This is a genomic window from Rummeliibacillus suwonensis, assembly GCF_007896435.1.
GTDB lineage: Bacteria > Bacillota > Bacilli > Bacillales_A > Planococcaceae > Rummeliibacillus > Rummeliibacillus suwonensis.
This window is the reverse complement of record NZ_VCBL01000001.1, coordinates 1,596,170-1,611,987: the sequence shown is the minus strand read 5'-3', so window position 1 is coordinate 1,611,987 and position 15,818 is coordinate 1,596,170. Positions and strand designations below refer to the sequence as shown.

At 33.7% G+C, this 15,818-nt stretch carries 16 protein-coding genes; all 16 read left to right on the top strand.

Annotated features, from left to right (window positions below):
- The first annotated feature begins 3 nt into the window (after nt 1–3).
- The 16 genes from istA (at nt 4) to FEU33_RS07405 (ending at nt 15,814) form a co-directional block, all read left to right on the top strand.
- On the top strand, nt 4–1,503 hold the full coding sequence (gene istA / locus FEU33_RS07475) for an IS21 family transposase (RefSeq protein WP_146548774.1): 1,500 nt from the start codon (nt 4–6) through the stop codon (nt 1,501–1,503).
- Nucleotides 1,503–2,240 carry an IS21-like element helper ATPase IstB gene (gene istB / locus FEU33_RS07470; RefSeq protein WP_425328582.1) on the top strand — a complete coding sequence of 246 codons (738 nt, stop codon included), beginning with the start codon at nt 1,503–1,505 and terminating at the stop codon, nt 2,238–2,240. The genes istA and istB overlap by 1 nt, the downstream gene beginning before the upstream one ends.
- 306 nt (nt 2,241–2,546) lie before the next feature.
- Complete coding sequence (locus tag FEU33_RS07465; RefSeq protein WP_146548773.1) at nt 2,547–2,909, top strand: hypothetical protein; 363 nt, start codon at nt 2,547–2,549, stop codon at nt 2,907–2,909.
- Nucleotides 2,906–4,540, top strand: a complete 1,635-nt coding sequence (locus FEU33_RS07460) for a terminase large subunit domain-containing protein (protein ID WP_146548772.1) — start codon at nt 2,906–2,908, stop codon at nt 4,538–4,540. Before FEU33_RS07465 ends, FEU33_RS07460 begins: the two co-directional genes overlap by 4 nt.
- 40 nt (nt 4,541–4,580) lie before the next feature.
- Entirely contained in the window at nt 4,581–5,720 is a 1,140-nt protein-coding gene (locus FEU33_RS07455; protein WP_342355262.1) for a phage portal protein, read from the top strand.
- A gap of 5 nt (nt 5,721–5,725) precedes the next feature.
- Nucleotides 5,726–6,484, top strand: coding sequence for a head maturation protease, ClpP-related (locus FEU33_RS07450; protein ID WP_146548771.1), 759 nt, complete (start codon nt 5,726–5,728; stop codon nt 6,482–6,484).
- Between the two features lie 19 nt (nt 6,485–6,503).
- On the top strand, nt 6,504–7,652 hold the full coding sequence (locus tag FEU33_RS07445) for a phage major capsid protein (RefSeq protein ID WP_146548770.1): 1,149 nt from the start codon (nt 6,504–6,506) through the stop codon (nt 7,650–7,652).
- Nucleotides 7,653–7,666: 14 nt separating this feature from the next.
- Nucleotides 7,667–7,825, top strand: a complete 159-nt coding sequence (locus FEU33_RS18755) for a hypothetical protein (RefSeq protein WP_186731349.1) — start codon at nt 7,667–7,669, stop codon at nt 7,823–7,825.
- 9 nt (nt 7,826–7,834) lie between these two features.
- Nucleotides 7,835–8,140 (top strand): phage gp6-like head-tail connector protein, encoded by a 306-nt coding sequence (locus tag FEU33_RS07440; RefSeq protein WP_186731348.1) that lies wholly within the window; start codon nt 7,835–7,837, stop codon nt 8,138–8,140.
- Nucleotides 8,124–8,516 carry a phage head-tail adapter protein gene (locus FEU33_RS07435; protein ID WP_146548769.1) on the top strand — a complete coding sequence of 131 codons (393 nt, stop codon included), beginning with the start codon at nt 8,124–8,126 and terminating at the stop codon, nt 8,514–8,516. The genes FEU33_RS07440 and FEU33_RS07435 overlap by 17 nt, the downstream gene beginning before the upstream one ends.
- Nucleotides 8,513–8,914 carry an HK97 gp10 family phage protein gene (locus FEU33_RS07430; RefSeq protein ID WP_146548768.1) on the top strand — a complete coding sequence of 134 codons (402 nt, stop codon included), beginning with the start codon at nt 8,513–8,515 and terminating at the stop codon, nt 8,912–8,914. The genes FEU33_RS07435 and FEU33_RS07430 overlap by 4 nt, the downstream gene beginning before the upstream one ends.
- Nucleotides 8,911–9,279 carry a DUF3168 domain-containing protein gene (locus FEU33_RS07425; protein ID WP_146548767.1) on the top strand — a complete coding sequence of 123 codons (369 nt, stop codon included), beginning with the start codon at nt 8,911–8,913 and terminating at the stop codon, nt 9,277–9,279. Before FEU33_RS07430 ends, FEU33_RS07425 begins: the two co-directional genes overlap by 4 nt.
- A 15-nt stretch (nt 9,280–9,294) precedes the next feature.
- On the top strand, nt 9,295–9,873 hold the full coding sequence (locus FEU33_RS07420) for a major tail protein (protein ID WP_146548766.1): 579 nt from the start codon (nt 9,295–9,297) through the stop codon (nt 9,871–9,873).
- Nucleotides 9,874–9,934: 61 nt separating this feature from the next.
- Nucleotides 9,935–10,240 carry a phage tail assembly chaperone G gene (gpG, locus tag FEU33_RS07415; protein WP_146548765.1) on the top strand — a complete coding sequence of 102 codons (306 nt, stop codon included), beginning with the start codon at nt 9,935–9,937 and terminating at the stop codon, nt 10,238–10,240.
- Nucleotides 10,241–10,472: 232 nt separating this feature from the next.
- Complete coding sequence (locus tag FEU33_RS07410; protein WP_146548764.1) at nt 10,473–14,000, top strand: phage tail tape measure protein; 3,528 nt, start codon at nt 10,473–10,475, stop codon at nt 13,998–14,000.
- A gap of 113 nt (nt 14,001–14,113) precedes the next feature.
- On the top strand, nt 14,114–15,814 hold the full coding sequence (locus FEU33_RS07405) for a distal tail protein Dit (protein ID WP_146548763.1): 1,701 nt from the start codon (nt 14,114–14,116) through the stop codon (nt 15,812–15,814).
- Nucleotides 15,815–15,818: the final 4 nt, after the last annotated feature.

The following is a 15,818-nucleotide window of genomic DNA, read 5'->3' as shown; positions in this document are numbered from 1 at the left end:
AGGATGCTAGCGATGCCTGAAGTAAATTATATCAAACATTTAAGAGAAGAAGAAGATTTATCTATAAACGAGATTGCAAGAAAAACTGGTTGTAATTGGAGGACTGTTAAAAAATACGCAGATGGAGAAAGTTTTCAAGAAACACTCAAGTTCACTAAAAGAGGAATGATGTATGAGGAGGGGTTCGGAGAAATTGTTGACTGTTGGCTTGAGGAGGACATGAAACTCAAGAGAAAAGACCGAAGAACTAGCAAGAAGATCCATGAAGAACTTAGAAACAACCATGATTTTAAAGGTTCGTATCGGACCGTATGCGAATATATCCAACACCGAAAGCCCCAACTCAAAGCAGCCAAGGTTGAAAGACATGAGCGTTTAGAACACCCTCCGGGTGAAGCACAAGTGGACTTCGGAAACATGACTGTGGTAAAAGACGGAGCGTATAAAGATGTCAAAGCCCTAATCTTGAGTTTTCCACATAGTAATGCTGGATTTAGCTACCCTCTTCCAAGCGAAAATACGGAGTGTTTCCTTGAAGGGCTAAAGGAGTTGTTTCACCAGGCTGGAGGGGTCCCAACCTATCTACGTATTGATAACTTGTCTGCGGCAGTAATTTCAATTGGCAAAGGGGACAAACGGACCTACACTGACGCATTTTTGAGATTCAAGTGCCATTATGGTTTTGAAGTGCAGCCATGTAATCCGTCAAGCGGGCATGAGAAAGGAAATGTGGAAAAGAAGGTTGGTTATACAAGGAATAATCTATTTACAACAGCACCGATAATGAAGAGTTTTCCACAATTAGCGGACTGGTTGAAGGAGGGAATGGAAAAGGATCGGCAACGCCTCCACTATGAAAAAAATGTGTTGATTGATGAGTTGTGGAAAGAGGATAAAAAACATTTGAAAGCCTTGCCTTTAACGGATCTTCCGATTTATTCTGTAAAATCCACAAAGGTTAATAAATATGGGGAAATTGAAGTTGACGGTGAAAAAATTGTTATCCACAAAGCGAAAATGAAACAAGGATTGGTCCTCAAAATGGAATGGGATCGATTCACCTGTTTTACGAATGGCGGAGAAATTGTTTACCAGGAAGACCGCCCTTATATGAATACAACAAGAGCGATACCATGGAATGATATTTTAATAGATTGGGAGAAGAAGCCTCGGTCTGTCAAGTATTCACGATTCTTTAAATATTTGCCTGAGAGGGTTCAAGCGTATCTGACGATACACCCGGAAGAAACCCGAGCAAGGGTTAAAGGTATAAAGAAACTATTAGAGAAGCATACACTAGATGATATTCACTCCTCTCTGGAAACAGAAGAACGGCTTGAAAGAGCTCCACATGAACTGGGGTATATCCTAGAAGCTAAGGAGGCTGCTTATCCAGAAAAATTAACCGAAGTACACACACCTGAGATTTTGCTTAACTACGAAACAGATTTGCACACTTATGATAAAAAACTTTGTCCTTCCTTGGAAGGAGGTGTTTCCTGATGAACGATTTAAAGGCCATTTGTAAAACACTCCACCTTGCCCATATTATCGAGAAATTTGAGGAGATACCTTTTGAAAGCAAAGAACAGTTTTTACGTGATATTCTATCGATTGAAGTCAATTCCAGACAAACCACCAAAATCGCTAGACTGATAAAAAAGGCTAAATTTAGAGAGCTTAAATGGCTTAGGGATTATGAATGGTCCGACCAGCTGCACTTACCAGCAACAACCTCGAAAGAGGAAATCTGTGACCTCCGTTTTATAAAGAAAAAACAGAATCTTCTACTTTTAGGAACGCCAGGCACTGGGAAAACTCATCTAGGAACGGCTTTAGGTGTGAAGGCATGTGAACTGGGATTTGAGGTCCGTTTCTTTAGGGTGGCTGATTTGGTGGGACAATTAGAAGAAGCGATGAAAGAAGGCACCTTGCAGAGATTAAAACGACAGATTGAGAAGTGCGATTTGCTTATACTGGATGAATTGGGATACGTTCCTTTTCAAAAGCAAGGATCGGAATTATTGTTTCACATTATTGCAGACTGTTACGAGCATAAAAGTGTGATTGTAACCTCCAATTTGGAGTTTGGTCAGTGGAATCGGGTTTTTGGGGATAACCGTCTAACTTCCGCCCTTGTGGACAGACTAGTTCACCACGCGCATGTCATAGCGTTCACAGGGGAAAGTTACCGGTTGAAAAATGCCTTATCCTCCGTAAAAACGGATACTGGGATTTAATGTAAAAGAAAAGCTGCAAGCCTATGTAAATTTCTCTGCAATTTTCTGCACTTTTTGCTTGCAAAAAACATATCAAATGCCACAACAAAAAGCACAATCGTTTTGGCGGGAAAGAGAAGAAGAAAAGTAAATGGAACGATGAATGGTGGTAGAAGTTTAGACAATAATATACCCCCGCCTAAAATAATCAGACAATTTATATAATAGTAGGAAACGGTATAGGGACTTGACTGTTTAAATTTTTGATTATCACACGTACAACCCTACCATATATATACAAATTAATTTAAAAATGAGGTGAATGAGGTGACAGATCATACAAAATTAGTTGAGCGAAATAAATTAGTTAAAAAAGAAAAGAAGCGGCTTGATAAGATTTTTGTCGATATCACAGAGAATAAACGTAAATTAGTAGAAGGTTTAATTATACAGGCTTCACGTTTGAGAGTATTATTAGATGAAATGTGGATAGACATAAGCGAACATGGAGATTATGAGTTATTTAGCCAATCTGAAAAGCTAGATGCTTACGAAAGAGAAAGACCAATCGCTAAGCAATACAATAGTAGAGATCAAGCTTATCAACGAGTAATCAAACAGTTAGTCGATTTATTACCGGAAGAAAAACAAGAAGAAGCAGAAGAGTATTTGGAAAGTGATCTACTATGATCATTAACAAATACGTAACAGAATACATAGAACAATATAAAAATAGTGAAATAAAACTTAATAAAGAAAGAATTCAATTCATAGAACATTTGGAAAATTATGTATTTTTACGAGATGACTTGTATTTTGATGAAGATTTAATTGATAAATGTGTACGTTTTATTGAAAAATGGTTCTTTAAACTGTTACCATTTCAAAAGTTTATTATTGCGTTTATCTTTCTATTTAAAGATGATGGTGTGAGATTTTATCGTAAATTCTTCATAATGATGGGACGTGGAGCAGGTAAGAACGGTTTAATAAGTGGAATAGTAACTTTTTTAACAAGTGAACTACATGGAATAAAAGGTTATGATATTCCGATTATTGCTAACTCTGAAAAACAGGCGAAAACGAGTTTTACTGAAATCTATAACATTATCGAAGAAAACGCTCCATTAAAAAAAGCGTTTGAAAATAGAAAATCACATATACGAGCAAGAAAAACAAATAGTACAATTGAGTTTTTGACAAGTAGTGCTAAGACAAAAGACTCAAGACGTGATGGTTGTATAGTCTATGATGAAATACACGGTTATAAAGATGATGGTGTTGTACGAGTAATGAACAGTGGACTAGGAAAAGTTCCTCAATCGAGAAGTTTCATGATTAGCACCGATGGTTATGTTCGTGAAGGATTTTTAGATGAAATGAAAGATATAGCTAACGATGTGTTGAATGGTACAATAAACGAAACAAATAATATGTTCATTTTTATTTGTAAATTAGATGATGCTGAGCAAATACACGATAAATCAAATTGGCAACTAGCTAATCCTATGTTTTGTAATCCTATGTCAGATTATGCTAAAACACTATATGAAACAGTGTCAAATGAATATAATGACTTACCAAAAGGTAGATTAGAATTTATGACTAAACGAATGAATTTACCTGAAGTTGATCCAGAGAAAGATGTAGCAAGTCGTGAACAACTATTAGCTACTAATCAACCTTATCCTGATTTAAAAGGTAAAACATGTATAGCTTCATTCGACTATGCTTCAATTCGAGATTTTGCTTCAGCAGGTTGTTTGTTTAAAGTTTATGGTAAATATTACTGGATCACGCATACTTGGGTTCGTAAAGAATTGTTAGAGCAAGTCAAAATTAAAGCACCTATTAAAAAATGGGAGATAGACGGATTATTAACAATTGTTGATGAGCCTACTATTGATCCACAACATTTAATTGACTGGTTCAATGATAAAAGAGAAGTTTACGGTATACATAAAGTTGTAGCGGATGGATTTAGAATGGATTTGTTGAAGCCATTACTTGAGGAAAATGGATATGAATATGAATTTATACGAAATCCTAGTGGTGTACATAGCAAGATAGCCCCTATTGTAGAAACTGCATTTGGTAACAATAATGTAGTATATGGAAATAATCCATTGATGAGGTGGTTTACAAACAATACATTAGTTAAAACTGATGCAAGAGGTAATAAAACTTATATGAAGAAAGAAGAAAAGGCTCGGAAAACAGACGGTTTCCAGGCTTTTTTAATGGCTTTATATAAAATGGATGAAATCGAAGAAATAGATATCGGAGCAAATTTAGATTTCTTAAATAGTATAAATTTCTAGTCACAATATGATGTGGCTTTTTTTATTTGCGTAAAAGGAGGTGAGTAAAATCGGATTTTTAAATAATATTTTTACAAGAAATAGTGAGATTGCATCATCATATGACTTTGAGTTTTACTATGAATCATCTCAACGAGTATATCTAAAAGAACTAGCTTTAGAGACATGTATTAACTTTATTGCACGTACAATTTCTGCTAATGATGTGCGTTTCTCTAAAGACAATAAACGTATCAAGAATGATTGGGATTACTTACTAAATGTGCGTCCTAATACGGATCAATCGGCTTCAGATTTTTGGCAGTCACTCATATATAAATTAATAAACAATAACGAGGTATTGATTGTTAATATTAACGATAATCTATTAATTGCTGATTCATTTTATCGTGAGGAGTATGCGTTATTTCCTGATATTTTTAGTAATGTTACATATAAAAATTACACATTTAATAGAAAATTTAATATGGATCAAGTGATTTATCTTACATATAACAACACAAAACTGACTAAGTTTATGGATGGATTATTTAGTGATTATGCTGATGTATTTGCAAATGTTATAGATGCAACTAAACGAGCGCATCAAATAAGAGGTGTTGTAGATGTCGAATCTGCACAATCATTTAGTGATGATAACAACAATAAATTACAAGGTTACATTGATAAATTGTTTAATGCGTTTGCTAATAAAACCCTGGCAATAGTACCACAACTAAAGGGTATGAAATACAGCGAAATCTCAGATGGAACTACCTCAAACTTATCAATTGAAGAGGGTAACAAACTCAAACGGGCGCTTACAGATGATGTAGCTAAAATATTAGGCATTCCAACAGCTTTAGTACATGGTGAAATGGCTGATTTAGACAAATCAATGAAAGCATATATTAAGTTTTGTATTAATCCATTATTGAAGAAAATTGAAGATGAATTGAATGCCAAAATATTTGAAAAGTCGGAAATACAAGATGGTTACAAAATTGAAATTAGAGGTATTCAAATTTCGAATGTTATTGAAAATGCAGAAGCAGTAGATAAGTTAGTAGCAAGTGGAGCTTATACACGAAATGAAGTACGTGAAAAATTTGGTGATGAACGTGCAGATGATCCTGAATTGGATAAGTATGTTATTACTAAAAACTATCAAACTGTAGATGCAACGAAAGGGGGTGAATAACAAGAATGACGATTATTAATGTAAAAGGTACTATCATTTCAAATGACTATAAAGATGTTTATGACTGGTATGGGCTAGAATCAGCAAGTCCTAATGATATTTTAGAAACACTCCCTACTGATGGTTCAAATATTGAAGTTGTTATAAACTCTCCAGGTGGGATGGTTGAAGCAGGTTCTGAAATCTATACGACTTTAAAAGATTATAAAGGTAATGTAACTGTAAAAATAGTTGGTATGGCAGCAAGTGCAGCATCAATTGTAGCAATGGCAGGTGATAAAGTTTTAATTAGTCCAACAGCGCAAATGATGATACATAATGTTTCTGGTGGTGCTTCAGGTGATTATAGAAGTTTAAAACATGAAGCAGGAGTGTTAGAGAATTATAATAAATCTATTGCTAATGCCTATGCGATTAAAACAGGTAAATCATATGAGGAATTATTAGAATTAATGAATAATGAAACATACTTTACAGCTCAACAAGCGGTTGAAAATGGATTTGCCGATTCGGTTATGTTTGAAAATCAGGAACCGAAAGTTGCAAGTGTTTCAGCATCTATTTTACCGATGGCGGTAGTTGATAAAGCACGTCAAGCCATGAAAGCAAATGTATCAGACGATAAATTTATCAATATCAAATTTGATGAACAACAAATGAATAATATTGTTGAGAAAGTAAAAGAAAGTATTATAAATAAAATTGAAAATATGGAAACGGATGAACCTAAAGCGAAAGCTAAAAAACATGGGTTCATTTTTTAATTAATGGGGGTATTTATTGATGGTAATTAAATTAAAAAATCATACAGAAGCTTATAACGAAGCAAAGAAAGCATACGCACAAATTGCAAAAGATGAAACAGCAACAAGTGAACAAGTAGAAATCGCATGGAATACTATGCAAGATGCATTAGTAGATTCATTGACTACTCAAATTACTGAGCAAGTCGCTAATAGTAATACTGACCAATCGGTATTAGCAGCACGAGGAGCTAATGTTTTAACTTCTGAGGAACGTAAATTCTTCAATGAAGTGGTTCATTCAGGTGGCTTTGAATCAGAAGTAATTTTACCTGAAACTACAATCAATCGTGTATTTGATGATTTAGTAACTGATCATCCATTCTTACGTGAAATCAATTTGCAAAACGCTGGTTTACAAACAAGAGTAATTAAATCTGAAAAATCAGGTGCGATTGTATGGGGTAAAATGTTTGGCTCTATTCAAGGACAATTGGATGCAGCATTTAGTGAAGAAAATATTACTCAATATAAAGCGACTGCATTTATTGTATTACCAAAAGATTTAGATCAATTTGGAGCTGAGTGGATTGAAGCATATGTACGTACTCAAATTGTAGAAACATTTGCAGTAGGCTTTGAAGATGTATTTATCAACGGGAATGGTAAAGATAAACCAATTGGATTGATTAAAGATTTGGAAGCAGCTATTGATCCAACAAATGGTTATGCTGACAAAGCTTCAAACGGTACACTTACTTTTAAAGATTCAGCTACTACAGTTAAAGAATTATCAAGTGTCATGAAATATCTTTCTACTAAATCGAATGGTAAAACTGTCAATATTTCAGGGAAAGTTGTACTACTTGTAAACCCTGTTGATGCATGGGACGTTAAAGCGCAATACACATTCTTAAATGCGGCAGGTACTTATGTAACAGCATTACCTTACAACTTACGAATTGTAGAATCTGAGTTTCTTGCTCAAAATAAATTATTGGCATTTGTAAATGATCGTTATGATGCTTATATTGGCGGTGGTGTTCAAATTAATAAATATGATCAAACATTAGCACTTGAAGATTGCAACTTATATACTGCTAAACAATTCGCATTTGGTAAAGCTGAAGATAATAAAGCAGCAGTAATATATACGCTTGATGTTCCTACAACTGTTCCAGAGGGTTAAGGGAGGTCATTTAATTGGTAAAATATAAAATAGAAAAAGTATTTAAAGATATACATACAAAAGATGTTTATAAAGCAGATCAAATTGTTGATATGACTGTAAAGAGAGCTAAAGAGGTTGAATCTAATCTTGATAGTTCTTATTTAAGTCGTGTAGAAGATAAAGAAAAGTAGGTGATTCAATTGGAAATCACTGATCAATTACTGACTGAATTTAAACAGAGAATGAAAATATCACATTCAATTGAGGACGATAATCTAAAAAGGTTATTGTCCTTTTCTTGTGATGATATTGTACAAAAATGTGGTCAATTTGATATTGAAGTCAATAGACGAGCAAAGGAGTTAGTATTTGAACGAACTCGTTATGCTTATAATGATGCATTAGAATTTTTTAACGATAATTTTGCTAGTCAAATTACATCATTAGCATTAGAACTTTATACGCCAGAAAGTGACGAGGTGAACGCAGATGAAACCACAATTTAACTCGAATAAGATTGGTAGTGGTGAGTTACGTACACCAGTAATTTTTTATGAGTATGCACCAGACGATTCACCATTCCCAACTGAATCAGAACTGACGCAAGTGTATTCATGTTTTGGTGAGCCATACAATGCATCAATGAAAGACTTAGAAATATTAAATGGTACAGGTGCGAAAAAGTCAGTAACGATCAATATTCGTGATACCTTTGGTGAGTATTATCCATCTACTGAACATTATGCAGAAGTACAAGATTATAGGTATGGAAAATTAGTAGATGGTGTGATGGTATATGACCGTTTCAGTGTGATTGATGTTCGTCCAAATCTAACTAATAACGATTTTATTACCGTATTATTGGTGGTGGTAGATAAATGAGTATTAAATTCAACGGATTTGATGAAGTATTAAAGGAATTAGAGAAGCAAATGAAATCAAGTCAACTATCTAAAGTGACTAATAAAGCATTAGAAAAAGGTGCAGAAGTAGTTAAAAAAGAAGTTGTAAAAGAATTTGAAAAGTTTAAAGACACTGGTGCATCGATTGAAGAAATAGTCATTAGTAAAGTAAGTGTAAGAGGTGGCGAAAAGTCTGTTAAATTAGGTTGGAATGGCCCGAAAGGTCGTTATCGAATTATTCACTTGAATGAGTTTGGATATGACAAGAATGGTAAAAAGATTAAACCTAAAGGATATGGTGCTTTAAAACATGCTATAGATAATAGCCAACAAGCTTATTTTGACAGTGTATATAAGGAGTTGAAACAGAATCAATGACAGATATGTTATTAATAGTACATAACAAATTAGTAACGAATGATATTATCGCAGCTTATTGCGAAAATCGTATTAAAGTGTATGAGTATCCAGAATCAGCAGATACAGCGAAACCATTTGTTGTTATTGATCCGTTAGATATTCCAACGCCTACTGTATACGGTAGTAATGATAATCATGCTTTTGAATATAGCTATCAAATTGATGTTCAAGGACAAAATTATGAAACAGTTAAATTGATTGCTGAAGCTATTCGGCAAGAAATGCGTAAATTAGGTTTTGAACAATTACCTAATGGATTAGATGAGTATTTTAAAGACACAAAAAGATATGTAGACGCACGAAGATATAGTGCGATTTTATAATGAGGTGATTCAATAATGGGGATTATTGTGGGATTTAAACGTGCTACTTTTGCACAATTAGATGAAAATGATCAAATAGTACAAGATAATATTTTTACAGTGGATGGTGTAGATGGCAAAGGCGCGACACGAGAAGCAACTATTGCAGGATTGTCCGCTGAAGCAAGTAAAGTATTTGGATCAGATGTAGCTTATTATGTTTCTCAACAAGGAACAGGCGATGTGTCTGTCAACTTTACAATTTTAGATTTACCAGAGGATTTGATGAATTGTGCAGCAGGTCATACAAAACATGTAGATGGTTTTACACTTGTTGGTAAGAACTCTAAACCACCATACATGGCAGTTTTACTAGAGTCTGAGAATAAAAATGGAGAACCTGTTATGTTAGCGGCTTTTAAGGGTAAAATGTCGATGGGTGATGTAGCATTCAAAACAAAAGAAGCTGGAGCCTATGAGCCTGATCCAGAAACGATGACAATGTCATGTGTAGCTAATAAAGATGGGGAAACACTTGGTAAAGCAATTGGTGCTGATTTAGTCACTAAGTTACGAGCATATGCATTTCCTGGTGAAACATTACCAGAAGGCTAAATATATGGACTCTCTTATATGGGAGTCTTTTTTAATTGATTAAAATAATGGGGGCAATAAAATGATTAAAATTGAAATTTATGATCCAAAAACTAAGGAAACAAAAGTACATAAGGTTGAATTTGTATCAACTAGACATATGTTAAAAGCATTAGAATTACAGGCTAAAACATTTGAATCTGAATTTGAACAAGTCAATGCATTAATTGAGTATGCGGCTTCAATATTTGGAATTACAGCGGATGAGATTATAGATGGAACACCATCAAATGAGATTTCTGATGTTTTGGAAAGCATTGTATTTGATGTAATGGGATTCGATGAAAAAAAGCGTCAAGCGATTCGAGAACAGGCGGAAAAAGTTTAACTCCACAACAAGCATTAGATAACTTAGATAAGCTATTTTTAAATTTAATGCAACAAGGTTGGAGCTATGATGATATAGCTAATGCAGACTATTATCATTTGATGCGTGTTCTTGGTGATAAGAATCATGAATCAAATGGAAATATAAGGATGGATTTAGCGGATTTAAAAATATGAATGGACTCTCTTAAAGGGGGTCTTTTTTTAAATGCAAAAGTAGGGTGGTGAGAAAAATGGAGAATAAAAAACCACTTGGTCAAATGGTTATTGAAATGGATTTAAATTCTACAAAATTTACTAATTCAATGACCTCTGTTAAACGTGCAGTTAAAGCAGCACAGACGGAAATGAAAGCAAACATGGCTGTTTATGATGCAGCTGGAGATAAATTAGGCAGGTTAAAAGCACAATATGATGGATTAGGTAAACAATTACAAGTTAATAAAGCATATCTTGATAAATTAAAAAAAGCCTATGATGAAGAAGTAGCAGCCAGTGGGGCATCTTCTGCAAAAGCACAAAAGTTAGCAACTGATTTCAACAAACAAGTTGCGGCAGTAGCGAACCTTGAAAAGCAATTAAAATCTACTCAAATAGCAATAAATAGATTTCACAATCAAGGTGAACAAGCAACTTCCAAATTAGGGATTGCTTTTGGTAAATTAAACGATAAAACAAAAGAGTTAGGAAAAACGATGACCACACGAGTTACGCCTGCTATTGGTGGTCTTGGTATTGTTATTGGTAAAGTTGCCAGCGACTTTGATACTTCTGGTACACATATCGAAAATGCTCTTGATTTAACAACTAAACAGCTAGAACAAGCAAAGAAAACTGCAAAAACGCTTTATTCTGAAGGATTTGGTGAATCATTAGATGATATAACGAATGCCATTGTACAAGTAAAACAGAATATGAAAGGTTTAAACGATGTTGATTTAAGCTATGCAACGAAAAGCGCTATCACATTAGGAAAAGAGTTCAATTCTGATGTGAATGAAGTTACTCGTGCAGGTAATACATTGATGCAGAATTATGGACTTACTGCCAAACAATCATTTGATTTAATGGCTAAAGGTGCTAAGAATGGTATGAACTTTTCAAATGAAATGTTTGATAATATGAGTGAATACACCATTAACTTTAAAGAAGCTGGATTTTCTGCTAAAGAAATGTTTGCTATTTTATCAAATGGTGCTGAAAAAGGTTATAACCTAGACAGATTGAATGATACTTTGTTGGAATTTAAGTTACAAAGTGAGGATTCTAGTAAAACTTATACGGGTGCTATGAAATCTATGTCTAAAGATACTCAAAAAGTATTCAAAGATTATCAAAATGGAAAAGCAACTATATCCGATTTGTATAAAGCAGTAATTCCTGACTTGGAAAAGATGCGTAAAACATTACCTGATAAAGAATTTAACACAATAGGTAAGGCTCTTTTCGGTACTAAATGGGAAGATCAAGGTGCAGATGTTGTTTTATCTATGGACACTGTTAATAAAAAGCTAGAAGGCACCAATGACACAATGAAGAAAATGAATGATAATAGTGAGAAATCATTTGGACAACGCTTTCAAGGTGTATTACGTTCTACAGGTACAGCATTAGAGCCTTTAGGTAACTCGTTATTAGATTTAGCAGAAAAAGCACTTCCACATGTTGAAAAAGGTATAGCAACTGTTACAAAATGGTTTGATGGCATGAGTGAAAAAGGAAAGTTAGTGACTCTTGCTATTGGCGGTATTGGTATAGGAACGGGGCCTGTAATAATGGCATTAAGTTTATTTTTAAAACCGTTACGTATCGTTTTTAACTTATTTGATAAGATTCCAAACAAAGGTACGAAAGTGAAAAATACTTTTACAGGTATTAAAAATGTTATTGGTAAAGTAACACCATCTCTTGATACTCTTAAAAAGATTGCCAGTGCAACAGGGAAGATATTTAAAGGTACATTATCCATTGGAACAAAAGCAATTATTGGTGGATTTAACTTATTATCAAAAGGCTTTTGGGGAGTTATCAAAGTAGGTAAAATACTAGCTCCATTTTTACGCATTGGACTAGGAACAGCTTTACGAGTATTAACGGGACCGATTGGATTGGTTATCACAGGTATTTCTTTACTATCAGCTGGCTTTAAATATGCATACAGGCATAGTGATGCTTTTCGCAAAAAGGTAGACACAATGAAAAATGGTATTGTAAAAGTTTGGCATGTACTTAAAAAGTTAGGTGTTAAAGGCACTATTAAATTAATGTGGTCATATGTTACGAAGAAGTTTAGTGATGGTTATAAGATTATTAAAGATAAAGCTGGAAATATTAAGACCAAAGTAACGAATATATTTAAAAGTATGGGCGATAGTGTTTCTAAAAAAGTGTCTAGTATGATTAAAAGTGTGAAAAATATGCCAAATAAAATGGCTAATGGTATTTCCAAAGGTTCGAGTGCGATGAAATCAGGTGCAAAGAAAATGTTAAACGGCATGATTTCAGGCGTCGAATGGGGTGTTAATAAAGTAGGTAGTGGCATCAACTGGGTACTAAAAAGAGTAGGTGCTGAAACGAGAATACCAAAATTAAAGCTTGCTAGATACGAAAAAGGTACAGACGGACATCCAGGCGGATTAGCAATGGTTAATGATGCAAAAGGCAAAAATTATCGTGAATTAGTGTCTATGCCAAATGGACAAGCATTTATCCCACAAGAACGCAATGTCGTGATGAATCTACCAAAAGGAGCACAGGTTTTAAATGCTGAAGATACAAAGAAACTCGGTTTAATTCCTCGATATGCTAATGGTATTGGAAAGCTATGGTCTAATGCCAAATCTTTAGCTTCTAGTGCTTTTAATAAAGTTAAAGACTGGGGTACATCAATATGGGAATGGGTTGACAGTAAAACAAATATCTCTAAACTTTTGAAAAATAAAATTGGAAATTTAATCCCTGCTCAATTTACAACAGGCATCACTCCTACCTTGATTAAAGGGATAGTCAATACTGTAGTGGATAAAGCTTCTGGCTGGCTATTTGACAAGTCTAGTGATATGGGTGGAAACATTAAATATAAGTCATCGGCTGGTGTTAATCAGTGGAAAGGTATAGCAACAAAAGCATTAAAAATGACTGGTCAATATAGCGCTCTTAATCTTAGTAGGTTATTAATGCAAATGTCCACAGAATCGGGTGGTAATCCAAAGGCGATAAATCTATGGGATATTAATGCGTTAAAAGGTACTCCATCGAAAGGATTAATGCAAGTTATCGATCCAACCTTCAAAGCTTATGCATTACCAGGGCATAATAAAAATATTTATGATCCATTGTCAAACATTCTTGCAGCTATTCGATACTCATTAAGTCGATACGGTTCGCTTACTTCTGCTTGGCGAGGAGTTGGATATGCGGACGGTGGTATTATCACAAAACAGCATCTAGCAATGGTTGGTGAAGGCAATAAACCAGAAGCTATTATTCCGCTGGATGTAAGCAAACGCAGTAGAGCATTACAATTACTAGCACAAGTTGCGAATCGCTTTATAGGTGATTCTCATACTACACAAACAAATACAAATGATAAACAAATAGAAATATTAGCTAAACAAAATCAATCTATCATTCATCTATTATCAGCTATTCTAGCAAAGGATAATAATACATATTTAGACGGAAAACAATTGAAAAAAAGTATGGATAACTTAACGAAAAAAGAGAATATGAATTATAAATTGGCTCGTGGACTTACTTAGTTCATGAGCTTTTAAATTCTAATAGAAATATCAATTTAATGCTGAAAAATTCACAAATATTTACATGGCATTTAATCATTATGAGTTTTTCAACTGTATGAAAGGAAGTTTATATGAAAGAAATCACTTTTACCTATGGTGGATTCAATAGTTCTGATGATTTAAATTTAGTTGTTGAAGAAATCAAAAGAGGAATCTTAGGGGATATTTCAGAAATTGCACAAGAAGTACCAGCAATGGTTGGTAACATCTACAATGGTACTTCTCATGGTGCTAAAAAAATAGATATTGATTGTGTAATGAAAGCTGAAACTGAAGAAGAACGTGCTGAAATGATTCATGAATTAGGTAATTTATTTTTTGATGATTCTAATGATGAATTCGATTTAATTCTTTCTGATGAACCACAATATGCTTATCATGCACATGTTGCGGCCATTTCAACACCTGAGCGTATTTCAAATACTTCAAGTTATTCTTCATTTACTATAACTTTTACATGTTCTAAGCCTTTTGCCTATGGTGAACAACAAAGTGAAACCATTACTGAAGATGTTTATGAATTAACACCTGATGGAGAAGCACCAACATATCCAGTATTTACAATAATTCCAAATACAGATGTTACAAATATTGCTATTTCAGATGATAGTGGTTCATACGTTTTTTTAGGGCAAGATGAAAATACTGAATCTCAAACAACGATAGTAAATAAAGAACCACAAATTTTAAATGACGCATGTAACACATTAGACACTTGGACAAAATTAACGCAAGAAACTATGACATTTTCAACTGAAAATGTTTATATTTCTTCTGTTGCAGATATGCGTTCAACAGCAAATTCTTTAAGAATTGGTCAAAAAGATGGAAAAGATTATTTTGGTGGTAATGTTTCAAAACAATGGCATGGTGCAGCACGAAGACAAATGGTTACACAAGCTTGTGATGATTATAGAGTTCGTGTAAGACTTTACAACATTGAACATACTTTTCGTGCAAAAAATAAAATTGAAGTATATCTTTTAGCAACTGATGGTACACGAATTGGAAAAATGATGTTAAAAGATAATGATAATACACGTGAAGTCATGATTGCTTGTGATGTTGGTTATAACAGTGATAACCGTAAAGAAATTTATGCTTCAACTGGTGCTGTATTATCAAAATACAAAACTACTTCTTCAGCAACGAAGACAGTAAAAGTTAAAGTTGGTACAAAAACAGTGACAAAAACAGTGAACAAGAAAAAGACAAAAGTTACTGAAAATGTTTATAAAACATTGAAACTAGATTCAGATTTTCATCAATCAACTTATACAGATTTTTATGGTTGGCTTCAATTGGAAAAAGTAGGGAATAAATATACTTTCTCATTTATGAAATTAAATGAAAATGGTTCAAATGCTTGGTCAAAAACAAAGAATTATACTTATACAGATACTAAAGGATATTCAAATAAACAATTAGGCGGTATTGCTTTTGTAATCAGTAAATATGACATTACTGAAGATTTAAATGGCATTGATTATACACCTAATACTATGGCTTTATGTGATGTTAAAGTATGGAACTTAATAGATGGCGGTAATAAAGCTAATAATGAACCTGAAATTGTGGCTTATGCTGGTGAAGAAATAAAAATTGATTCTGAAGATGGTCGTGTTTATCGAAATGGTGTTCCATACATGAACAATTTTTATATTGGTTCAACATTTTTTAAAGTTATTGGTGGTACGTCAAAAGTATTTTCATTTTCTCCTTCTCCTGATGAAGCTGAGATAAAAGTTGATTATGTGCCAACAAAATATTGATTGG